This window comes from Rhodococcus sp. NBC_00294 (assembly GCF_036163995.1).
In the GTDB taxonomy this organism is placed as follows: domain Bacteria; phylum Actinomycetota; class Actinomycetes; order Mycobacteriales; family Mycobacteriaceae; genus Rhodococcoides.
This window is the reverse complement of sequence record NZ_CP108043.1, coordinates 4,127,193-4,147,805: the sequence shown is the minus strand read 5'-3', so window position 1 is coordinate 4,147,805 and position 20,613 is coordinate 4,127,193. Positions and strand designations below refer to the sequence as shown.

22 protein-coding genes are annotated in these 20,613 nt (G+C 67.9%); 11 read left to right on the top strand and 11 right to left on the bottom strand.

All coding sequences use genetic code 11. The features are described from left to right. Positions 1-91 precede the first annotated feature (91 nt). Entirely contained in the window at positions 92-787 is a 696-nt protein-coding gene (locus OHB23_RS19385) for a TetR/AcrR family transcriptional regulator (RefSeq protein WP_051612955.1), read from the top strand. A gap of 84 nt (positions 788-871) precedes the next feature. Next, positions 872-1,054 carry a hypothetical protein gene (locus OHB23_RS19380; protein WP_056447066.1) on the top strand — a complete coding sequence of 61 codons (183 nt, stop codon included), beginning with the start codon at positions 872-874 and terminating at the stop codon, positions 1,052-1,054. A 23-nt stretch (positions 1,055-1,077) separates the two neighbouring features. Here the strand turns inward: OHB23_RS19380 and OHB23_RS19375 are convergent, their stop codons facing one another. Continuing rightward, complete coding sequence (locus OHB23_RS19375; protein ID WP_056447069.1) at positions 1,078-1,848, bottom strand: ferredoxin reductase; 771 nt, start codon at positions 1,846-1,848, stop codon at positions 1,078-1,080. 1 nt (position 1,849) lies between these two features. Then, positions 1,850-2,449, bottom strand: coding sequence for a sulfite oxidase-like oxidoreductase (locus OHB23_RS19370; protein ID WP_056447072.1), 600 nt, complete (start codon positions 2,447-2,449; stop codon positions 1,850-1,852). A 108-nt stretch (positions 2,450-2,557) separates the two neighbouring features. Between OHB23_RS19370 and OHB23_RS19365 the strand changes: the two genes are divergently transcribed. Next, positions 2,558-3,436 carry an SDR family oxidoreductase gene (locus OHB23_RS19365; protein WP_328810196.1) on the top strand — a complete coding sequence of 293 codons (879 nt, stop codon included), beginning with the start codon at positions 2,558-2,560 and terminating at the stop codon, positions 3,434-3,436. Positions 3,437-3,498: 62 nt separating this feature from the next. After that, on the top strand, positions 3,499-4,713 hold the full coding sequence (gene arcA / locus OHB23_RS19360) for an arginine deiminase (RefSeq protein WP_027504489.1): 1,215 nt from the start codon (positions 3,499-3,501) through the stop codon (positions 4,711-4,713). Positions 4,714-4,814: 101 nt separating this feature from the next. On the opposite strand, the gene arsC is transcribed toward arcA, so the two are convergent. Continuing rightward, positions 4,815-5,156: an arsenate reductase (glutaredoxin) gene (gene arsC, locus OHB23_RS19355; protein WP_027504100.1), complete on the bottom strand. Its 342-nt coding sequence runs from the start codon at positions 5,154-5,156 to the stop codon at positions 4,815-4,817. A gap of 27 nt (positions 5,157-5,183) precedes the next feature. On the opposite strand from arsC, the gene OHB23_RS19350 reads away from it, so the two are divergent. From OHB23_RS19350 to OHB23_RS19340, 3 genes are all read left to right on the top strand, one after another. Then, entirely contained in the window at positions 5,184-5,543 is a 360-nt protein-coding gene (locus tag OHB23_RS19350) for a GntR family transcriptional regulator (protein WP_222627638.1), read from the top strand. Between the two features lie 77 nt (positions 5,544-5,620). Then, positions 5,621-6,055 (top strand): DoxX family protein, encoded by a 435-nt coding sequence (locus tag OHB23_RS19345; protein ID WP_027504098.1) that lies wholly within the window; start codon positions 5,621-5,623, stop codon positions 6,053-6,055. 59 nt (positions 6,056-6,114) lie between these two features. Continuing rightward, complete coding sequence (locus OHB23_RS19340) at positions 6,115-7,803, top strand: BCCT family transporter (RefSeq protein WP_442972995.1); 1,689 nt, start codon at positions 6,115-6,117, stop codon at positions 7,801-7,803. Between the two features lie 4 nt (positions 7,804-7,807). Here OHB23_RS19340 and OHB23_RS19335 read toward each other — a convergent pair whose 3' ends face one another. Beyond that, the gene (locus OHB23_RS19335; protein WP_081821102.1) at positions 7,808-9,289 is read right to left on the bottom strand and encodes a dolichyl-phosphate-mannose--protein mannosyltransferase; all 1,482 of its coding nucleotides are present in this window, start codon (positions 9,287-9,289) and stop codon (positions 7,808-7,810) included. Between the two features lie 176 nt (positions 9,290-9,465). Here OHB23_RS19335 and rsmI point away from each other — a divergent pair, with 176 nt between their 5' ends. Beyond that, entirely contained in the window at positions 9,466-10,293 is an 828-nt protein-coding gene (rsmI, locus tag OHB23_RS19330) for a 16S rRNA (cytidine(1402)-2'-O)-methyltransferase (protein WP_027504096.1), read from the top strand. 16 nt (positions 10,294-10,309) lie between these two features. Here the strand turns inward: rsmI and OHB23_RS19325 are convergent, their stop codons facing one another. Then, positions 10,310-10,738, bottom strand: coding sequence for an SRPBCC family protein (locus tag OHB23_RS19325; protein WP_307109155.1), 429 nt, complete (start codon positions 10,736-10,738; stop codon positions 10,310-10,312). Between the two features lie 56 nt (positions 10,739-10,794). Then, complete coding sequence (locus OHB23_RS19320; protein ID WP_155956926.1) at positions 10,795-11,790, bottom strand: alpha/beta hydrolase; 996 nt, start codon at positions 11,788-11,790, stop codon at positions 10,795-10,797. 336 nt (positions 11,791-12,126) lie between these two features. Between OHB23_RS19320 and OHB23_RS19315 the strand changes: the two genes are divergently transcribed. Both OHB23_RS19315 and OHB23_RS19310 read left to right on the top strand, forming a co-directional pair. After that, the gene (locus OHB23_RS19315; RefSeq protein ID WP_328810195.1) at positions 12,127-13,518 is read left to right on the top strand and encodes a WS/DGAT/MGAT family O-acyltransferase; all 1,392 of its coding nucleotides are present in this window, start codon (positions 12,127-12,129) and stop codon (positions 13,516-13,518) included. Further along, positions 13,515-14,684 (top strand): low temperature requirement protein A, encoded by a 1,170-nt coding sequence (locus OHB23_RS19310; RefSeq protein WP_328810194.1) that lies wholly within the window; start codon positions 13,515-13,517, stop codon positions 14,682-14,684. The genes OHB23_RS19315 and OHB23_RS19310 overlap by 4 nt, the downstream gene beginning before the upstream one ends. Here the strand turns inward: OHB23_RS19310 and metG are convergent. After that, a complete protein-coding gene (metG, locus tag OHB23_RS19305) occupies positions 14,663-16,216 on the bottom strand; it encodes a methionine--tRNA ligase (RefSeq protein ID WP_328810193.1) in 1,554 nt (517 codons plus the stop codon). The genes OHB23_RS19310 and metG overlap by 22 nt on opposite strands. Before the next feature lie 21 nt (positions 16,217-16,237). Here metG and OHB23_RS19300 point away from each other — a divergent pair, with 21 nt between their 5' ends. Continuing rightward, positions 16,238-17,065, top strand: a complete 828-nt coding sequence (locus OHB23_RS19300; RefSeq protein WP_328810192.1) for a TatD family hydrolase — start codon at positions 16,238-16,240, stop codon at positions 17,063-17,065. Here the strand turns inward: OHB23_RS19300 and OHB23_RS19295 are convergent. The 4 genes from OHB23_RS19295 to OHB23_RS19280 all read right to left on the bottom strand — a co-directional run bounded on the left by OHB23_RS19295 (position 17,062) and on the right by OHB23_RS19280 (position 20,282). Continuing rightward, entirely contained in the window at positions 17,062-17,706 is a 645-nt protein-coding gene (locus tag OHB23_RS19295) for an LppP/LprE family lipoprotein (protein WP_328810191.1), read from the bottom strand. The genes OHB23_RS19300 and OHB23_RS19295 overlap by 4 nt on opposite strands. A 113-nt stretch (positions 17,707-17,819) precedes the next feature. Beyond that, complete coding sequence (locus OHB23_RS19290) at positions 17,820-18,080, bottom strand: hypothetical protein (RefSeq protein WP_027504090.1); 261 nt, start codon at positions 18,078-18,080, stop codon at positions 17,820-17,822. 49 nt (positions 18,081-18,129) lie between these two features. After that, positions 18,130-18,897, bottom strand: coding sequence for an amino acid ABC transporter ATP-binding protein (locus tag OHB23_RS19285; RefSeq protein ID WP_081821039.1), 768 nt, complete (start codon positions 18,895-18,897; stop codon positions 18,130-18,132). Then, positions 18,894-20,282: an amino acid ABC transporter substrate-binding protein/permease gene (locus OHB23_RS19280; RefSeq protein WP_373425295.1), complete on the bottom strand. Its 1,389-nt coding sequence runs from the start codon at positions 20,280-20,282 to the stop codon at positions 18,894-18,896. The genes OHB23_RS19285 and OHB23_RS19280 overlap by 4 nt, the downstream gene beginning before the upstream one ends. Between the last annotated feature and the right edge of the window lie 331 nt (positions 20,283-20,613).

Sequence of the window (20,613 nt, the reverse complement as noted above, 5' to 3'; positions counted from 1 at the left end):
ATGATCACGCGCAGTAGAAAGGTGTGACACGGGATTCACACCGGCGGTTCGGAGCACCGGTCCGAACGCGCGTGACTAGTGGGGAGTAACAATGGTCAGGCAATTACGTGCAGAGGCAACGCGGTCCGCGGCCCTGCGGGCTGCCGCCGATCTGTTCCTGCGGGTCGGCCACGCCACGGCGACCCTGAGCCAGGTCTCGGCGGAGTCGGGTGTGACCAAGGGCGCGCTGTACTTCCACTTCGCCTCCAAGGAAGAGCTGGCGCGCGCGCTCGTCGACGAGGGTCGTGAGCGTGTCGCGGCCGCCTGCACCGGAATGGTCGACAGCCGTTCTCCCGCACTGGAATCCGTCATCGGGATCACGTATTCCGTTCTCGACCTTGCCAATACCGACAACCTGGTGCGCATCATGTACCGCCTGCAGCTCGAGGTGGACGCACCGGACCCCACGCGGGGGAGCGTCTTCGGGACGTGGCAGAACATCTTCTCGCACCTCTTCGAGCGTGCCATCGAGCACGGTGACGTCATCGACTCGCTGGACGCCGAGACCGCGTCCTGCCTGGTCTCGGAGATGCTCAGTGGCGTGCTGATGGTCGCCGAGGGCACTGCGCGCCTCGACGGTGCCGCCGTGCGCATGGAGCAGGTCTGGCACACCATCCTGCCCTCGCTCGTGCCTCCGGCGAAGCTCCCGTACTTCCGCGAGTTCGCCTCGCGAAGCCTCTCCAGCTTCGTACGCGATCGCTCGGGTGCCGACGCCACCAGCGACACCGGCGTCTCCAGCAATCACTAGCGTTCGGCGCTCTCCCGGCGCACACTGTGATGTGAGACACACGGCATCGTGTGTCGACCGCACGAGTGACGTCGGGAGAGACTCATGGAAGACATCGCCACGCGCGAGCGCACCGACCGCCGCATGTCCGACAACGAGCTGCGCAAGGCCATCCGCGTGCTGCAGTCACGCGCGGACGACGCTCGGAAACGCGGTGACGCCGACGATGCCGCACGCATCGAACGCACTGTCCGCGACTACCAGGACGAGATGACCACCCGCCTCTGAACTCGGCCGGGCGGGGACGGTTGTCAGCTGGGGCCGAAGCGCTCCGTGCGAATGTTCGCCGGTGCATGTCCTCGCTCGACCAGCATGTCCGCGACCGTGTCGACGAAGCTCGTGGGCCCGCAGATATAGCACCGCGGCTCGAACTCGGCGGGCCACCCGTGCGCGTCGAGATCCTCGATCGTGATGCGGCCGAGCGGCCTGCGGGACCCGGTGGGAGCGCGCCGCGTGTAGAGCGTGGTGACGTCGACTCCCGCGGGCGGATGCGCCCACTCGTCGGCGAAGTACACCTCCGCCGGTTCACGGACCGAGTAGAGCACGCGGAACGGCACCCGGCCGCCGCTCGATCCCGCCGCGGCCTGCGCGCGGACCATCGCGCGGAGCGGAACGATGCCCGAGCCGCCGCCCACCAGCAGGACAGGCGGTGACGGGGTCTCGGTGGGTGCCGACGGCCGCCAGACGAACCACCGGCCGACGGGTCCGCGGATCTCGAACCGGTCGCCCACCTCGACGGCGCCGACGAGGTAGGGGGACACCTCGCCGTCGGAGACGTTCTGCACGGCGATCTCGATGCGCGACGTGCCGTCCGGTGCGGAGGCGAGGGAGTAGCTGCGCTGCGCGCTGTACCCGTCCTCGGCGGTCAGCTTCACGTCGACGTGCTGTCCGGCGAGATGTCCCGGCCAGCCGTCGACGTCGAGCACCAGCGTCGAGGCGGTCGGTGTCTCGCGCCGCACCTCGAGCACCCTCGCGACGAGCCAGGGCCGGGCCCCGACCCCGGCGGTGGCTCCGGTGGTCACGTCAGTCGCCCTGGTATCGCTGCTCGCGCCACGGGTCGCCGTAGTCGTGATAGCCGCCGCGCTCCCAGAATCCCTGTTCGTTCTCCTCGGTGAGTTCGATGCGCGAGACCCACTTCGCCGACTTCCAGAAATACAGGTGCGGCACGAGAAGCCGTGCGGGACCGCCGTGTTCGCGTGCGAGCGGCTCTCCGTCGAACTCGGTGACCAGCCAGGCCTTCCCGTCTCGCAGGTCCTCGAGGGGCAGATTGGTGGTGTATCCGTCGAAGCCGTGCACGACGACGTACCCCGCCTCGGTGTCGAGACCGTCCAGCAGCACGTCGAGACTCACGCCGTTCCAGTTGGTGTCGAGCTTCGACCACTTGGTGACGCAGTGGATGTCGACCGTCGGGGTCTCGTGCGGCAGCGCGGCCACCTCGTCCCACGTCCAGGTCCGGGTCTCACCGGTCTCGGACGTGATGGAGAACGACCACGTGTCGGTCGCGACCACGGGCGCGGGCCCGATGGCGAGAACCGGGAAATCGTTGGTCAGGTACTGGCCGGGGGGAGTCCGGCCGTCGTCGCCGCGCCGGCGGCCCACGAAGCCCTTCGAGATCAACGCCATGGTGGCAGATTCTGCGCCGGTCGTCGGGCCTCTGACAAGTCGGAGCGCGCACACTCGACCGGTAGTGTCGGGCACCACAGCAGGCCGGCGAGGGGGGAGTGCGACGCGATGGTGCAGAGCAGGCTGAGAGGGAGACGTCCGCGACGGTCGTGGACCGACCTGTGCGGGGCGATCGTGCTGGTCACCGGCGCCGCCAGCGGCATCGGTCGCGCCACGGCGATCGAGGCCGCGCGGCGTGGGGCGCGGCTGGTCGTCACGGACATCGCGGAGGCGGGACTGGCCGCCACGGCCGCCACCATCGCCGAGAACGGCGGCAGCGTCGTCGCCTCGCGTGCGCTCGACGTCTCCGATCACGACGCCGTCGCCTCGTTCGCGGACGCCGTGCACGCCGAGGTGGGGAGCGTCGACGTCGTCATGAACGTGGCCGGGATCTCCGCGTGGGGCACCGTCGAGAACATGGCCCACGAGACGTGGAAGGCGCTGATCGACATCAACCTGATGGGCCCGATCCACGTCACCCAGTGCTTCGTTCCCCCGATGATCGCGGCGGGTCGCGGTGGGTACCTGGTCAACGTGTCGTCGTCGGCCGGCCTGCTCGCGTATCCGTGGCACGCGGCGTACAGCGCCAGCAAGTTCGGCGTGCGCGGCATGTCCGAGGTGTTGCGCTACGACCTCGCCCGGCACGGCATCGACGTCTCGCTCGTGGTCCCCGGGGCGGTGCGGACACCGCTCGTCGAGACGGTGGACATCGCCGGCGTGGATCGCGACGACCCACGCGTGACGAAGCTGACCGCACGCTTCGAGGCCCACGCCGTGTCGCCCGAGGTGGTCGCGGAGAAGATCTTGACCGGGATGGCGAAGCGGCACTTCCTCGTCTACTCGAGCAACGACATCCGGGTGGGGTACTGGGTGTCGCGCAAGTTCGCGCGCCCCTACGAGATGACCATGCAGGCGGCCAACGACTACTTCTCCCGACTGCTGCGCTGACCTCACGCGCGTGTCGCGGCGGAGCGCGTGCCGAGTCGGCGCTCACGCACTACCGTTCTGGCATGGACGCGACGGCTCCGCTGGGAGCGGATTCCGAGGTGGGAACGCTCCGGACGGTCATGCTGCACCGCCCTGGCGACGAGCTGCGCCGACTCACCCCCCGCAACAACGATCAGCTGCTGTTCGACGGGCTGCCGTGGGTGGACCGCGCTCGCGACGAGCACGACGCCTTCGCCGACCTGCTGCGAGGACGCGGTGTCGAGGTCCTCCTGCTCGGTGATCTGCTGACCGAGACCCTGGCCCTCAGCGGTGCCGCACGCGTGCAGGGGGTCGCCGCTGCGGTGGAACCCCGCCGGCTCGGACACGTGCTCGCCCGGGATCTGGCGACCTACCTCCGCGGCCTGCCCGCACCCGAACTGGCGACCGTGCTGATGGCGGGCATGACCTTCGACGAACTGCCGGTAGCGGACGACTCGGGTGTCTCGCTGGTCCGGCGCATGCACCACGGCGGCGACTTCGTCATCGAGCCGCTCCCGAACCTGCTGTTCACCCGCGACTCGTCGTTCTGGATCCAGCAACGCGTCGCGATCACGTCGCTGGCGCTGCGGGCCCGCGCTCGGGAGACGTCGCTGACGGATCTGATCTACGCCTTCCATCCACGATTCCTCGGTGTGCGCCGGGCCTACGAGTCGCACACCGCGCCGGTGGAGGGCGGCGACGTGCTGCTGATGGCGCCCGGCGTCGTCGCCGTGGGAGTCGGTGAACGCACCACGCCCGCCGGTGCCGAAGCGCTCGCGCGCAGCCTCTTCGACGACGACCTCGCGCACACCGTGCTCGTGGTGCCCATCGCGCAGGAACGGGCGTCGATGCACCTGGACACCGTGTGCACGATGGTCGACACCGACGCGGTGGTGATGTACCCGATCATCCAGGACACGCTGTCCGCGTTCACGATTCGCCGCGAGGACACCGGTGTGACCATCACCGGCGCGGGCCCGTTCCTCGACGCCGCGGCCGACGCCATGGGTATCGGCAAACTGCGGGTCATCGACACCGGACTCGACAACGTCACCGCCGAACGTGAGCAGTGGGACGACGGGAACAACACGCTCGCACTGGCTCCCGGCGTCGTCGTCGCGTACGAACGCAACGTCGAGACCAACGCGCGCCTCGAGGCGTCGGGCATCGAGGTGCTGCGCATCTCGGGATCGGAACTGGGGTCGGGCCGCGGCGGACCCCGCTGCATGTCCTGCCCCGTCGCCCGCGATCCCGTCTGATGTCCGGCCGGCCTCCGGCCTTTCCGCTGACCTCCGGCCGGCCTCCGGCCTTCCCGCTGATGTCCGGCCGGCCTCCGGCCTTCCCGCTGTTGTCCGGCCGGTCAGAGGACCGTGCTCACCGTGGCCGCCGGGCGCGCCAGGACGGTGCCCTTCTCGCCGACCACGAAGGGCCGCTCGATGAGTACCGGATGCGTCAGCATGGCGCGCAGGACCGTCTCGTCGTCGGCATTCGCGAGATCGAGTTCCTTGTACAGTGTCTCGCGCTTGCGCACCGCGGTGCGCGGGGTGAGGCCGGCATCGGAGATGAGGGCTCGCAACGTCGCCTCGTCCGGCGGGGTGGTCAGGTAGGGCACGATGGTCGGCTCCACCCCCGCGTCGCGGATGGCCGCGAGTACGTTGCGGGACGTCGAGCACCGGGGGTTGTGATAGATCGTGACGGACATGGAGCAAGTATGGCGGGAGTGGGACCGATGAGGTTCACGATCGACGGTGCGTCGGGGACGGCGCCGTTCGACCAGGTGCGGTCGCAGATCGTGGCCGCGGTGCGGTCGGGGCAACTCATCGCGGGATCGAAACTGCCGACGGTGCGAGCTCTCGCGGCGACGCTGGACCTCGCTCCCAACACGGTGGCGAAGGCGTACCGCGAACTCGAGAAGGACGGCGTGATCGAGACCCGGGGGCGGTCGGGCACCTTCGTGGCGGCCGGCGGCGATCCTTCGGCCGGGGCAGTGCAACTCGCGGCCACGGAGTACGTCCGCGCGGCGCGTCGCGCCGGCATCGACGACGAGGTGGCTCTGCGCTACGTGCGGACGGCGCTCGCGGACTCCTGACACCACTTAGGTTGACGCTTCAACCTAAAGTGTGTCATCGTGATCCCGAATCCACCCCGACCCATCAGAGGATCACTGTGAAGACACCTGTCGTCGTTCGAGACATCGCCGCACTCGTCGCGCGCATCGCCCTGGGCGTCGTGTTCGTCGCCCACGGGTGGCAGAAACTGCGTACCAACGGGCTCGATGCCACCACCGCCGGCTTCGAGGGCATGGGCATTCCGGCCCCGCAGGTGTCGGCGTACTTCGCCACCTTCGTCGAGCTCATCGGTGGAGCCGCTCTGATCCTGGGCGTGCTGACGTCCGTCGCGGCTCTGCTGCTGGTCGTCGACATGGTCGGCGCGCTCGTCTTCGTGCACCTCGACAAGGGCGTGTTCGTCGGCGAGGGCGGCTGGGAACTGGTCGTCGCACTCGGCGCCGGAGCGCTTCTCCTCGCGGCAGTCGGCTCGGGCACGTACAGTGTCGACCGCGCATTCCGCCGTCCGAAGTCACGTGCACGCGTATCGTCCTGACCTGCAAAAACAGTCTGTGAACTTGCACCGGGGCGTCGAGGCGAGCAACGTGACGTCTCATGACATCGCGTATGGACACGGACACAGGACCGGCTGACACCCCACGCGATGATGCCGCGGACGTTCTCTCGTCCGCGGCATCTGCCGTGCTGCCCACCTCCGCGCACCCCGATGCGCAGGACCCCGGGTCGCAGGAACCGGCGCCGCGGCGCGCCACCCTCGACCCCGTGGTGTTCGGCGTCGCGGCAGCCGTCGTCACGGGCATCATCGTCTGGGGACTGGCCGGACCGACGAGCCTCGAGAACGTGACGTCCTCGATGCTGGACTGGCTCGTCACCAACATGGGCTGGCTGTTCATCATCTCCGCCACCGGTTTCGTGCTCTTCTGCATCTACCTGGCGATGTCGAAGTACGGACGTATCCCGCTCGGCAAGGACGGGGAGAAGCCGGAGTTCAAGACCGTCAGCTGGATCGCCATGATGTTCAGCGCCGGCATGGGCATCGGGTTGATGTTCTACGGCGTCTCCGAGCCGCTGACGCACTTCGTCACGCCGCCGCCCGGCACCGACAGCAGTGTCGGAACGGCCATGGCCACCACGATGTTCCACTGGAGCCTGCATCCGTGGTCCATCTACGCCGTCATGGGTCTCGCCGTCGCGTACAGCACCTACCGCCGCGGCCGTCGTCAGCTCATCAGCTCCGCCTTCCTCCCGCTCCTCGGTCGCCGCGCCGAGGGCCCGATCGGCAAGGTCATCGACATCCTCGCCATCTTCGCGACGCTGTTCGGTACCGCCGCCTCCCTCGGACTCGGTGCGCTGCAGATCGGTTCGGGTGTCGAGGTCATCGGCTGGCTCGGTGAGGCCGGCACGCTCCTGCTCGTCGCCATCGTCGCGCTGTTGACCCTCGCCTTCGTCGCGTCCGCGGTCTCCGGGGTCGCCAAGGGCATCCAGTGGCTGTCCAACATCAACATGGTGCTGGCACTCGTCCTCGCACTCTTCGTGTTCGTGCTGGGCCCGACGGTGTTGATCCTCAACCTGATTCCCACCACCATCGGCGACTACGCGAGCCAGCTGTTCCACATGTCGGCTCGCTCGGCGGCGTCGTCCGATCCGGAGACCGCGTCGTGGCTGTCGTCGTGGACGATCTTCTACTGGGCCTGGTGGGTCTCCTGGACCCCCTTCGTCGGCATGTTCCTCGCCCGCATCAGCCGTGGCCGCACCGTTCGTGAGTTCATCATCGGTGTCATCGTGATCCCGAGTGCCGTGAGCCTGGTGTGGTTCTCGATCTTCGGCGGAGCAGGTATCGGCGAACAGCGCGACGGCATCGACCTGGCCGCGCGCGGCAGCAGCGAGTCCCAGCTGTTCGGCATGCTCGAGAACCTGCCGCTCTTCGGACTGTCCACGGTCGTCGTGATGATTCTCGTGGCCGTCTTCTTCGTCTCCGGTGCCGACGCGGCGTCCATGGTCATGGGCACCCTCAGTCAGCGCGGAACCCTCGAGCCCAGCCGCTGGGTCGTCGTGTTCTGGGGAGCCATCACCGGTGGCACCGCCGCGATCATCCTGTGGACGGGCGGCGCGGACGCGCTCAACGGCTTGCAGACCATGACAATCATCGCCGCGGCACCGTTCGTGCTGGTCATGATCGGGCTGTCGGTGTCGCTCTACCGCGACCTGTCGCACGATCCACTGGTGCTCACGCAACGTCGTCGACGTCTCCGGCTGACGAAGGCCGGGCGCACCGAGCTCTGAGCGGTCAGCGCCAGCTCGGCAACCAGAGCTGCTGCTGCCACGTCTCCTGACTGATGGGCAGACCCGTGAGGATCGGCCAGAGCCACACGAAGTTGGCGATCACCACGGCGACGTACAGCGAGACCAGCAGCAGACCGAGCGTGCGGCGCTCGCGACCCTGCCCACCGCGACCCTGTCCACCGCGGAGTCCTCGCCCGAGGATGTCGCCGAGGACCAGGGTGACGCCCATGACGAGGAAGGGCGCGAGCGCCGCGGCGTAGAAGAAGTACATCTGACGGTCGAGGGTGAGGAACCACGGCAGGATGCCGGCGCCGTAGCCGACGAGCACGGCGGCGTAGCGCCAGTCGCGGCGGGCCACGGTGCTCCACAGCGCCCAGCCGAGCATCGGGAACGCGACCCACCACAGAGCAGGCGTGCCGATGAGCATGACGGCCTTGACGCAGTTGCCGCCCGTCGAACAACCGGTGATCTGCTGCCCGTCGGCGAAGTAGTAGAGCATCGGCCGCAGACCCATCGGCCACGTCCACGGCTTGGACTCCCACGGGTGGCGGTTACCGGCCGAGTTGGTCAGTCCGGCGTGGAAGTCGAGGACGTTGCCGCTGTAATACCAGAGCGAGCGCAGAGCGGCGGGCACGAACGAGAACGGTCCGCCCGTCCCGATGTCGGTGCCCACGGCGTTCCGGTCGACGCCGGTCTCACTCGCGAACCAGCCGGCGTAGGTGGCCAGATAGACGACGAGCGGAATCGCCACCAGCGCGTACAGCGCGGGTCCGACGTCGCGCACGGCGGTGCCGACCCACGGCCGGGTGACCCCGTACTGGCGACGCGCCGCGACGTCGAAGGCGACGCTGAGCAGTCCGAAGAACGCGACGAAGTAGATACCCGACCACTTCGTTCCGCACGCCAGACCGAGCAGGAGTCCGCCGCCGAACCGCCACCAGCGGACGCCGAGACGCGGGCCCCACGTGGTCATCTCCATGCGGCCCTCGACGGCGACCCGGTGCAACCGCTCCCGGACGTCGTCCCGGTCGCGGACCAGAGCGCCGAACGCGGCGACGACGAACACCACCATGAAGATGTCGAGCATGCCGACTCGGGACGTCACGAACGTGACGCCGTCCACGATCATGAGGATACCGGCGATCGCGCCCAGCAGCGTCGAGCGCGTCATGCGGCGCACGATGCGGACGACGAGGAGAACGAGGATCACACCGAAGACGGCCGACGACAGCCGCCAACCCCATCCGGTGTAGCCGAACAGTGCCTCGCCGACGGCGATCAGCTGCTTGCCGACGGGCGGGTGGACGACGAGGCCGTAGGCCGGGTTGTCCTCGACGCCGCCGCCGGTGAGCACCTGGTAGCCCTGCGGGGCGTAGTGCTTCTCGTCGAACACCGGGGTGCCGGCGTCGGTCGGATAGCCGAGCATCGTGAAGCGGGTGACGGCCGCGAGGACCGTGAGGACCGCGGTGACGATCCATCCGCGCATGCGGTCGGTGGGCCCGAATACTGCGGGCGGGAGAGCGGGGCGCGGCGCGGTGAGGTACTCGTCGGAACCGTCGCGACCGGTGGGGATACGCGCGGTCACGAGGGTCACGATTCGATCGTAGGCTAGATGCCGACGGCGACCGCGGTCGTGACCGACGAGCGAGATGAGGACGACGCGTGCTGGTACTCGGTGCGACACCGATGGGGGACCCCGCAGACGCGTCGCCCCGACTGCGCGACGCACTGGCCACGGCCGATGTCGTCGCGGCGGAGGACACGCGTCGCACGAAGTCCCTGGCCACGGCACTCGGGGTGCAGATCACCGGTCGCGTCGTCAGTTTCTACGACCAGGTCGAGGTCGATCGGGTTCCCCTGCTGCTCGCCGAGATGCGCGAGGGGCGGCGGGTCCTGCTGGTCACCGACGCCGGTATGCCCTCCGTGAGCGACCCGGGTTACCGACTGGTGGCCGCGTGCGCAGAGGCGGGGATCGGCGTGACCTGCCTGCCGGGGCCGTCCGCCGTGACCACCGCACTGGCCCTGTCGGGGTTGCCGGTGGAGCGCTTCTGCTTCGACGGATTCGCCCCTCGCAAGCGTGGTCCCCGGCAGGCGTGGATGCGCACGCTGACGACGGAGAGCCGCGCCGTCGTGTTCTTCGAGGCCCCGCACCGCATCGCGGACTGCCTCGCCGACGCGTCCGAGGTACTCGGCCCCGATCGGCGCGCCGCGGTGTGCCGGGAATTGACCAAGACCTACGAGGAAGTGAAGCGAGGGACGCTGGGGGAGTTGGCCGCGTGGGCCGCCGACGGCGTGCGCGGCGAGATCACGGTGGTCCTGGCCGGAGCCGAGCCCGTCAGTGCGGATCCCGCCGACCTCGTCGCGGAGGTGGAGGATCTCGTGTCCGCCGGACTCGGCCTCAAGGACGCGTGCGCACGGGTGGCCACCACGACGGCGGCGGACGTGTCCAAGCGTGCGCTCTACGAAGCGGTGCTGGCCGCGCGCGGCTGACGCCGACGCCGCGACGTCAGCCGACGACCTGCTGGCGCAGTCCGTCGGTCGCCGTCTCGAGGACGGACTTGGTCCCGCGCTTGACGATGAATCCCGGCACGGGGATCTTCGGGTCGAGCGTGATCTCGAACTCGAGGTGAGTGCCCTTGTCGGTCTCGCTGAGGCGGTACTCCGCGTGCTGAGACTTCTGCTGGGTGCTCTCGACGACGTCCCATTCCACCGACATGTCGGACCACGTGAAGCGCAGCACCTGCTCGTCGGTGAATCCCATGACGGCGACGGTCATCTCGGCGAGGACGGGACGACCCTGATCGTCACGCTCGCGCACCGAGACCTTCTTGTGGATCGACGACCATGCCGGCAGACCCTCGAGGTCCGCGATGACCGCGAGCACGTCGGCCGGTGGTGCCTCGATCTCGACTTCTCTGTTTCCGCTGACAGCCATGGCGTGAATGTAACCGACCGTCCACACCTACAGGGCGGTTTGGGTCGGTGTCGTGATCATGTCCCGGTGCCGGCCAGGGGAACTGTGCCGCGGCGGACCTGCTCGTCGACGAAGACGGCGATCTCCGAGATCGCCCGCGCCGACTCGGGAACGAAGTCCGCGGCGTGGAACACGTGCACCTGGTCCTGCCACACCTGGAGACGGCACTCGATTCCGGCGTCAGCCAGGCGCTCCGCCATCAGTTCCGAGTCGGCGTAGACCATCTCGGTGGATCCGACCTGGATCAGGACCGGCGGGAGGGCGGACAGGTCCGCGTCGACGGGACAGACGCGGGGACCACGCTTGCCGTCCACGACGATGCGGGCCTCGACCTCGTCCGCCAGCTCGGTGAGCGCCGGCACGGCGCCCTTGGGGAAGACCGAGCACAGGGACGCGTTGGGATGCAACATTTTCCGCGTCGGATCGAGATCGGTGAGCGGAGACAGGGCGATGATGCCGCCCGCGGGCGGCAGACCCTGGCTCTGCAGGGCGAGCGCCACCATGAAGGCTAGGTAACCGCCGGCGGAGTCACCGGCGATGAAGATCTGTTCGGGCAGGTACCCCGCGTCGAGCAGGTAGCGGAAGCCGTCGACCCCGTCCTCCACCGCGTGCGAGATGGGGTTGCGCGGCATCATCCGGTAGTCGACCGACAGCACGTCGGCACCGGTGGACTGGGCGATGCGCGAGACGAGCCGGCGGTGGCTGTTGAGGCCGCACACCACGAACGCGCCGCCGTGGAGATACAGGATCACGCGATCGCGGTCCGCGCGGCGGGTCGGTCGCTCGGACCTGCCGTCGGCACCGACACGACGCGGGCTGTCCGTGCGGACCCACTCGGCCCGGCACTCGTCGAGCCGCACGGGCGCGACGGTGGTGTCACCCACGGGTGGGAGGAGTCGGCCGGCCTGGTCGACCATCGACATGGGCCACGGCAGGCTGTGGGTCCGGGCCCACACGCCCAGGAAGGGACGGACCGTGCGGCGCAGGTACGCGGCGAGAAGCTTGGACTGCATGCTGCCGCCCTCGAACTCCTGGCGGTCCACGGCGGTGCCGACGCCGAGGGCGCGTCGCACCCGGCGACTGGCGGACGTGCGTGTCAGCGACGACGGTGCGGTCATCTCGGCCGAGGCGATGCTCATCGGTGGCCCTCCACTTCCTTGCTCGTACTGGGAATCGCACGATAGGGCCGAAACGAAACACTTCTCGAGGAATAGTTGTTGCCGGGGTCACACCGTGACCCCACGTTGTCGCAATAGTTGTGGGTTCGTTACTTCCGGGTAGCACAGTGAACCTGCAGGTGAGCCGCACCGTGACCACGCGGTTCCGCAGTTCGAGAGAGGTCCGCCCCCATGCCCTTCATGCCGGTCACAGAGTCGATGTTCCTACTGGCCGAGACGCGCGAGCACCCCATGCACGTCGGGGGACTGCAGCTGTTCGTGCCCCCGGAGGACGCCGGCGACGACTTCGGGATGCAGCTCTACGAGACGTTCCAGGCCGCCACCGACGTCTACAAACTGTTCCGCAAGCGGCCGGCTCCGCCGGTGAACTTCATGGGCACCGTGCGCTGGATCTACGACGAGGAGCTCGACTTCGAGCATCACGTCCGGCGCATCATGCTGCCGCGGCCGGGCCGCATCCGCGAGCTGCTGCGCTACATCTCCGCCGAGCACAGTGCGCCGCTCGATCGGCATCGCCCGATGTGGGAGCTGCACATCATCGAGGGCCTGGCCGACGGCCGCGTCGCGCTCTACAGCAAGATCCACCACTCGCTGGTCGACGGTGTCTCGGCGCTCAAGTTGTTCGAGCGCACCCTGACCACCGATCCCGAGGCCCGTGACTGCGGCCCGATCTGGGACCCGGCGCTGTTCGAGCGGCCGAAGAAGAAGAGCACCGAGGTGGCGAGGGTCGACGACGGTGGCGTCCTGTCGCTGCTGTCCACGGGCGTCAAGGCGGCGGGTGAGCTCGCCGGGGTCGGACCCGCCGCGGCCCGGATCGGTCTGAACAAGCTGCGCGGCAACGAGATGGTGCTGCCTCTGACCGCACCGCGGACGATGCTCAACGTGCCGATCGGCGGGGCACGCCGCTTCGCCTCGCAGCAGTGGTCCAAGTCGCGGATGAAGGACATCGCGGCAGCGCTGGGGGTCACGTTGAACGACGTGGTGCTGACGATGTGCTCCGGGGCGCTGCGGTCCTATCTCATCGACCGCAACGCACTGCCCGATCAGCCGTTGATCGCCATGGTGCCGGTGTCGATGCGCGAGGCCGGTGCCGACGCGGACGGTGGCAACGCCGTCACCACCGTGCTGTGCAACCTCGGTACCGACCAACCCGATCCGGAACGCCGACTCGCCGCCGTCGTCTCGTCGATGAACGAGTCGAAGGCGATGATGCGCACCCTGTCTCCACTGCAGGCGCTCAGCTACGGCGCGGCCGTGATGGCCCCGCTGCTGCTCACACCGGTGCCGGGCTTCGTGCGCAACACACCGCCTCCGTTCAACGTGATCATCTCGAACGTGCCCGGTCCGAAGACCGAGATGTACTGGAAAGGTGCGAAACTCGACGGTGTCTACCCGGCATCGATCGTGCTGGACGGGCAGGCGCTCAACATCACGCTCGCGACCAACGCCGACAACGTCAACTTCGGACTCGTCGGAGATCGGCGTAGCGTGCCGTCGCTGCAGCGCATGCTCACGCATCTCGACACCGCACTCGAGGAGCTCGAGAAGTTGGCCGACGGGTGAGTCTCGCTCTACGGCCGATGGTTCCGCGGGACCCGAACGAGGAACATCGAGCGGCGAGTTCGCTGGAACTGTTCTTCGACCTGGTCTTCGTCGTCGCGGTGTCGTTCGCCTCCGTGGAACTGGCCCATCTGCTGGAAGAGAACCACATCGCGTCGGGCATCGGTGCCTACGCGATGGTGTTCTTCGCCATCTGGTGGGCGTGGATGAACTTCACGTGGTTCGCCACGTCGTTCGACACCGACGACTGGCTGTACCGCGTCACCACCATCGTGCAGATGGCCGGCGTACTGATCCTGGCCAGCGGTGTCTCCGACGCGATGATCGACTGCGACTTCACGCTGGTGACCATCGGCTATGTCGTGATGCGACTGGCGATGGTGAGTCAGTGGATACGGGCGGGGCTGCGCAACAGCGAGTTCCGCGGTACTGCGATGCGATACGCGGTGGGCATCACCGTCGTGCAGGTGTTGTGGGTCGCCCGACTCGCGCTTCCCGACAGCGTCGCCGTGCTCGGGTTCGTCGCGCTGGTGGCCGCGGAGCTCGCCGTCCCGGTGCTGGCGGAGCGCGCGGGACGGACGCCGCTGCACGGCGAGCACATCGCCGAGCGCTACGGTCTCTTCACCCTCATCCTGCTCGGTGAGTCGTTGCTGGCCTCGGCGACGGCCATTGTCGGCGGCATCAACGAACACGATCACACGGTCGAACTCGTCGGCCTCGCGATGGCCACGCTCGTCGTCGTCGCCGGCATGTGGTGGCTGTACTTCTCGGTGTCGCAGGAGGATTCGGTCGGGGCGAGACTCGGCCGCTCGCTGAGCTTCGGCTACACGCATTACTTCGTGTTCGCGGCCGCGGGCGCGGTGTCCGCGGGTATCGAGGTGGCTGTCGCGCACATCGAGGGTGACGGAGTGCTGTCGGACCGTCAGTCCTCCGCCGCGATCACGATTCCGGTCGCGGTCTTCGTGCTGGGGTTCTGGATGGTGGCGATGCGCCGCCGGTCGTCACGGCTGGTGAACGTCGTGACGCCGGTCGGCGGTGTCGCCGTGCTCGCGGCCACGGCGGTACCCGGGTCGGCCGTCGTCAGTGGGGCCGTGACGGCCGTGATCCTGCTCGCCGTGGTCGGTACGACGGTCGCCGATCGGTCCGCTCACTCCTCCGGTTCGACGTAGCGGGGGAAGACGCCGGTAGGCTTGGGCAGCGCGATGCCGGGCGTGAGACGCGTTGTCAGCGAGTCGAACTCGCGTTCCGTCACACCGAGCAGATCGAGCAGCTTCGCTGTGCTGTCGGGCATGAACGGCTGGGTCAGCAGGACGGTCACGCGGAGCACCTCGAGGGTCACGTACAGCACCGTCGCCATGCGGGCCGGATCCGTCTTGCGCAGAACCCACGGTTCCTGCGACGAGAAGTAGCGGTTGGTCTCCGCGAGTACCGACCAGATCGCGTCGAGCGCCAGGTGCATCTCGACGGCGTCCATGTGGCCGCGCACCACGGCGTGAAGGGCATCGACGCGAGCGAGCATCGCCTCGTCGTCGGCGGTGAACTCGCCGGGTGTCGGCACCTGCGCATCGCAGTTCTTGGCCACCATGGACAGGGACCGCTGAGCCAGGTTCCCCAGTTCGTTGGCCAGATCGGCGTTGATCCTGGTGACGATCGCCTCGTGGCTGTAGCTGCCGTCCTGTCCGAACGACACCTCGCGCAGGAGGAAGAAGCGCAACGAGTCCAGGCCGTACTCCTCGATCAAGGCCGCCGGGCTGACGACGTTGCCCACCGACTTGGACATCTTCTCGCCCTTGTTGGTCAGGAAGCCGTGCGCGAACACGCGTTTCGGCAATTCGACACCTGCCGACATCAGGAACGCCGGCCAGAACACGGCGTGGAATCGCACGATGTCCTTGCCGATCATGTGGACGTCGGCCGGCCAGAACTTCCGGAACGACTCGCTGTCGGTGTCGGGGTAGCCGACGCCGGTGAGGTAGTTCGTCAACGCGTCGACCCACACGTACATGACGTGGTCGGGATCGCCGGGAACCTGGACACCCCAGTCGAAGGTGGACCGTGAGATCGACAGGTCCTTGAGACCGGACTTCACGAAGCTCGCCACCTCGTTGCGGCGACCCGCCGGGAGAATGAACTCGGGACGCTCCTCGTACAGCGCGAGCAGCTTGTCCTGGTACGCGGACAGCCGGAAGAAGTACGTCGACTCCTCCGTCCACTCCACCGGGGTGCCCGACTCGGTCGCGATGCGGGAACCGTCGTCCTGCAGCGTGGTCTCGCCCTCGGCGTAGTACGCCTCGTCCCGCACCGAGTACCACCCGCTGTACGAGTCGAGGTAGATGTCCCCGTTGTCGGTCATCTTCTGCCACAGGTCTCGGCTGGCCTCGAGGTGGTCGGCGTCCGTGGTGCGGATGAACCGGTCGAACGTGATCTTCAGCGACTCCTGCATGGCCTGGAACGCGTCCGAGTTCCGGCGCGCCAGATCGGCGGTGGAGATGCCCTCCTTCGACGCCGTCTGCGCCATCTTCAGACCGTGCTCGTCCGTTCCCGTCAGGAACCGCACGTCGAACCCGTCGAGCCGCTTGAACCGAGCGAGGACATCGGTGGAGATGTACTCGTACGCGTGGCCGATGTGGGGATCACCGTTCGGGTAGGCGATAGCGGTCGTGATGTAGAACGCAGGCTTGGTCGAACCGGTCTCAGTCATGGTGCGCCTACTCTATCTTTCGTGCCGAGAGACCGTCCCGCCCCCGACTTGCCCACTCCGCTCGCACCGCTCGTGGACGCGCACACGCACCTCGACGCGTGTGGGGCCACCGATGCAGCGTCGGTCGCGGCGATCCTCGATCGTTCCGCATCGGTGGGCGTCGGACGCGTCGTCACCGTCGCGGACGACCTGGACGCTGCTCGCTTCGCTGTCGCCGCCGCGCACTGGGATTCCCGCGTGTACGCCGCCACCGCGATCCATCCGACGCGCGCGAACGTGCTCACCGACGAGGTCCGCGCGGAGATCGAACGCCTCGCGCGAGATCCCCGCACCGTCGCCGTGGGGGAGACGGGGCTCGACTACTACTGGCCGGGGAAGCTCGACGGCTGCGCCGCGGTGGAGGAGCAGGTCGAGGGCTTCCGCTGGCACATCGATCTGGCGAAGCGCGTCGGCAAGCCGCTCATGATCCACAACCGCGACGCGGACCACGACGTTCTCGCGGTTCTCCTCGACGAGGGCGCGCCGGAGACGGTGATCTTCCACTGCTTCTCGTCGGGTCCCGAGATGGCGCAGGTGTGCGTCGACGCCGGCTACGTGCTCAGCTTCTCCGGGACGGTGAGCTTCAAGAATTCCCACGAGTTGCGGGAAGCGGCCCAGTTGGTGCCGGACGGGCAGTACCTGCTCGAGACCGACGCCCCGTTCCTGACACCGAATCCGTATCGCGGTGCACCGAACGAGCCCTACTGCCTTCCCTACACGGCGCGCGCTCTGGCGGACGCGACCGGCCGCACCGCCGAGGACGTCGCGGCGTCGGCGACCGCGACGGCCGAGCGGGTCTACCGCCTCTAGTTCGGGGGCGGGAACTGCCCGTCCGGGACGATGGTCCCGCCGTCCAGCGTGAAGTCGACGTACGAGGTGTTGGACGGGCAGCAGAACGCGTCGCTCTCGTTCAGCCAGCGATAGCGCACGGTGACGGTGCTGTCGGTCGCGCCGACCACCGAGGTGTAGCTGTACGCGTCGGACGTCGCGGTCCCGAGGTAGTCACCCGAGTTGGTGAAGAACAGGACGTGCGACTGCACGGTGCCGTTCCGGATGCCGGTCCCCGTCGCCCGCGCCCATTCGAGCGTCGGACATCGGTCCGCGCTGGTGCCGGGCGTGTGATCGTCGATCACGAAGGCCCCGCCCTGCGAGTCGGTGCCCAGGTTCGCCACGGCGGTGCGCACGTTCAGCGAACTGGGATCGACGCACGGCACCACCTGCGCCGGCTGCGCCGGTGCGGGTGCGGGTGCGGGCACGGTGACCGTCTCGGTCTGCGTCTCCACCCTCGTCTCCGGCGCGGGTGCCGGTGCGGGCGCCGGGGCGGACGACGAGGGTGCCGGGTCGTCGGCGGGGAGCGCCGTCCCGGTCGTACCGGCGGAACCGCACGACACGGCGGCGGCGGCGCAGGCCGCCACGGCGAGAACGGCCATCGAACGCGGGAGAGTGGTCACCGAGCCTCCAGGGTGTCCGTACCGAGCGTTCTGCTCGGCGGTCGAAGGGTGTGTCGGCGACCACCACCCGATCGTTACCGATGCTCAGGTCACGATCGGGTCGCGGCGACGGATCAGTCGTCGTCTCCGTACGTCTCCACCAGTCGATCGAACTCGGCACGGTCGATCACGCTGGGCTCGTTGATGGCCAGAGCCTGCGCGTACTTGCCCGCGAGGTGGTAGTCGCGGCCCAGGGGACCGCGCTCACCGTCCTCGTCGTCGTCCTGCGTGCTCGCTCCGGGCGGCACCTCGTTCTGCAGACCGTTCGTCTGCGCACCCAACCGAGCGTCGATCTTCGCCGTGATCTTCTGCATGATCTCTTGGTCGTCGCTCACTGTCGTGCCTCTCGTCGATGTAGCGGCTTCTCGGTGCGGGGCCCGCGTCTCACAGGACCTTGTCGAGGAAGTCCTTCGTTCGCTCGTGCTGCGGGTTGCCGAACAGGTCGTCCGGCGAACCCTCCTCGACGATGTACCCCTCCGCCATGAAGATCACACGGTCGGACACCTCGCGGGCGAAGCCCATCTCGTGCGTGACGACGACCATCGTCATGCCGCCCTTCGCCAGATCGCGGAGGACCTGCAGGACCTCGCCGACCATCTCGGGGTCCAGCGCACTCGTGGCCTCGTCGAACAGCATGATGTCCGGGTCCATCGCCAGTGCACGTGCGATGGCGACGCGCTGCTTCTGCCCACCGGACAACTGCGCCGGCTTCGCGTTCTCCTTGTCGGCGAGGCCCACCTGGGCCAGCAGACGAACGGCGTTCTCGCGCGCCTTCGACTTGTCCGACTTCTTCGTCTCCACGGGCGCGAGCATCACGTTCTCGATGACGCTCATGTGGGGGAAGAGGTTGAAGTGCTGGAACACCATGCCGATGTGCTGGCGCACGGAGTCGAGGTTCACCTTCGGATCGGTCAGGTCGAAACCGTCGACCACGACCGTGCCGCCCGTGATGTCCTCGAGCTTGTTGAGGCACCGGAGGAAGGTGCTCTTGCCGGAACCGGACGGGCCGATGACACACACCACCTCGCCCGAGTGGACGTCGACGTCGAGGCCCTTGAGCACCTCGAGATCGCCGAACGACTTCTTCAGTCCGATGGCGCGGATCTTGACCTCGGCCGCAGCGGCGTCGGGCGCGGTGGTCTCGGTGCTCACTTGTTGATCCTCTTCTCGAGACGGTTCGACAGCATCGTCAACGCCATGATGATGACGAAGTACATGACGCCGATGATCAGCCACATGTTGAAGGACTGGAAGTTGCGGGCGATGATGATCCGCCCCGACTGGGTGAGTTCGGCGAGGCCGATCACCGACAGGATCGAGGTGTCCTTCAGCGTGATGACGAACTGATTGATGTACGACGGGATCATCGTCCGGATCGCCTGCGGCATCACGACCTTGCGCATGGACGTCAGGTAGCTGATGCCGAGACTGCGCGAGGCCTCCATCTGGCCCTTGTCCACCGACAGGATGCCGCCGCGGACGATCTCCGCCATGTACGCACCGGCGTTGAGCGACAGCGTGATGATGCCGGCGGTGAACGCCGACATCTGGAAGCTGAGCGCGGCGGGAATGCCGAAGTAGATGAAGAAGGCCTGCACCAGCAGTGGCGTGCCGCGGAAGATGGCCACGTAGGTGGCGCCGATCCCGCGCAGCCACGCCTTCGTCGACACCCGGAAGAGTCCGAAGACGGCGCCGAGGATCAGGGCCAGCACGATGGAGATGACCGTCAGGACGATGGTGAGCCAGAGGCCCTTCAGCAGTTCCTTGTACTCGCTCTTGATCAGTCCGGGGATCGAGTTGTCCGTCTCGTCCGCCGCGGCGCCGATGTAGGTACCGAGGATCTCGTCGTACTGGCCGGACGACCGCAGGTTGGCCAGTCCGGTGTCGAACGCGGCGAGCAGCTCGGGGTTCGCGCCCTTGTTCACGGCGAAGCCGTAGTTGCTCGGCGACTCCTTCTCCGTGACCGTCTTCAGACCGTTCCCCTGGGTGATGCCGTACTGCAACACCGGGTAGTCGTCGAACACGGCGACCGAGTTCCCGGTGCGCACCTCGTCGTACATGCTCGCGGAGTCGGCAAAGTACCGCGTCGTGAAGCCGTACTGCGCCTTGATGCTCTCCGCGAAGTCGGCGCCCTCGGTGCCGTTCTTGACCGCGACCTGCTGCCCGGAGAGATCGTCGTACGAGGTGATCGACGAGTTCTCGAGCACGGCCATCTGCACGCCGGACTCGAAGTAGGGCTCGGAGAAGTCGAACACGGCCTCGCGTGCCGGCGTGATCGTCATGCCGGCGATGACGCCGTCGGCCTGGTTCGCCTGCACTGCCTGCAACGCCGCGTCGAACCCGAGGGGCCGGATGTCGACCTGGAAACCCTGGTCCTCCGCGATCGCTCGGATCAGGTCCATGTCGATGCCGACGAACTGGCCGTCGGAGTTCTGGAACTCGAACGGTGCGAAGGTCACGTCGGTGGCGATGGCGAACGTGCGACCTTCCACCGGGCTCGGGGGCGCCGGCTGGGCCTGCGCTGCGGGTGCGAGCACCAACGCGACGAGTGCCACGACGGCGGTGATCGCCGGGAGGCGGCGCAGTCGGTGCCACCGTCCGCGTTCGGATCGCGGTGGGGAGGTCGGATTCACGAAGAGCCTTCCGTTCTGGTGCAGGTGAACAGTCGGCTCGGACCCTATCGGCCGGGGGGCTCGCGACGACCCTTACCGGAAGGTAGGAACGGTCGACGGGCTGCTCGAGGCCGTTAAGTTGCCGAACCTGTGCCCGCTCGTTACCGTATCGTGATCGTATGACCCCGATGCGAGCCTCTCGGCCTCGTGATCGTCTCGACCCGGCAAGGAAATCGAAGTTGCGTTATTCGTCCGT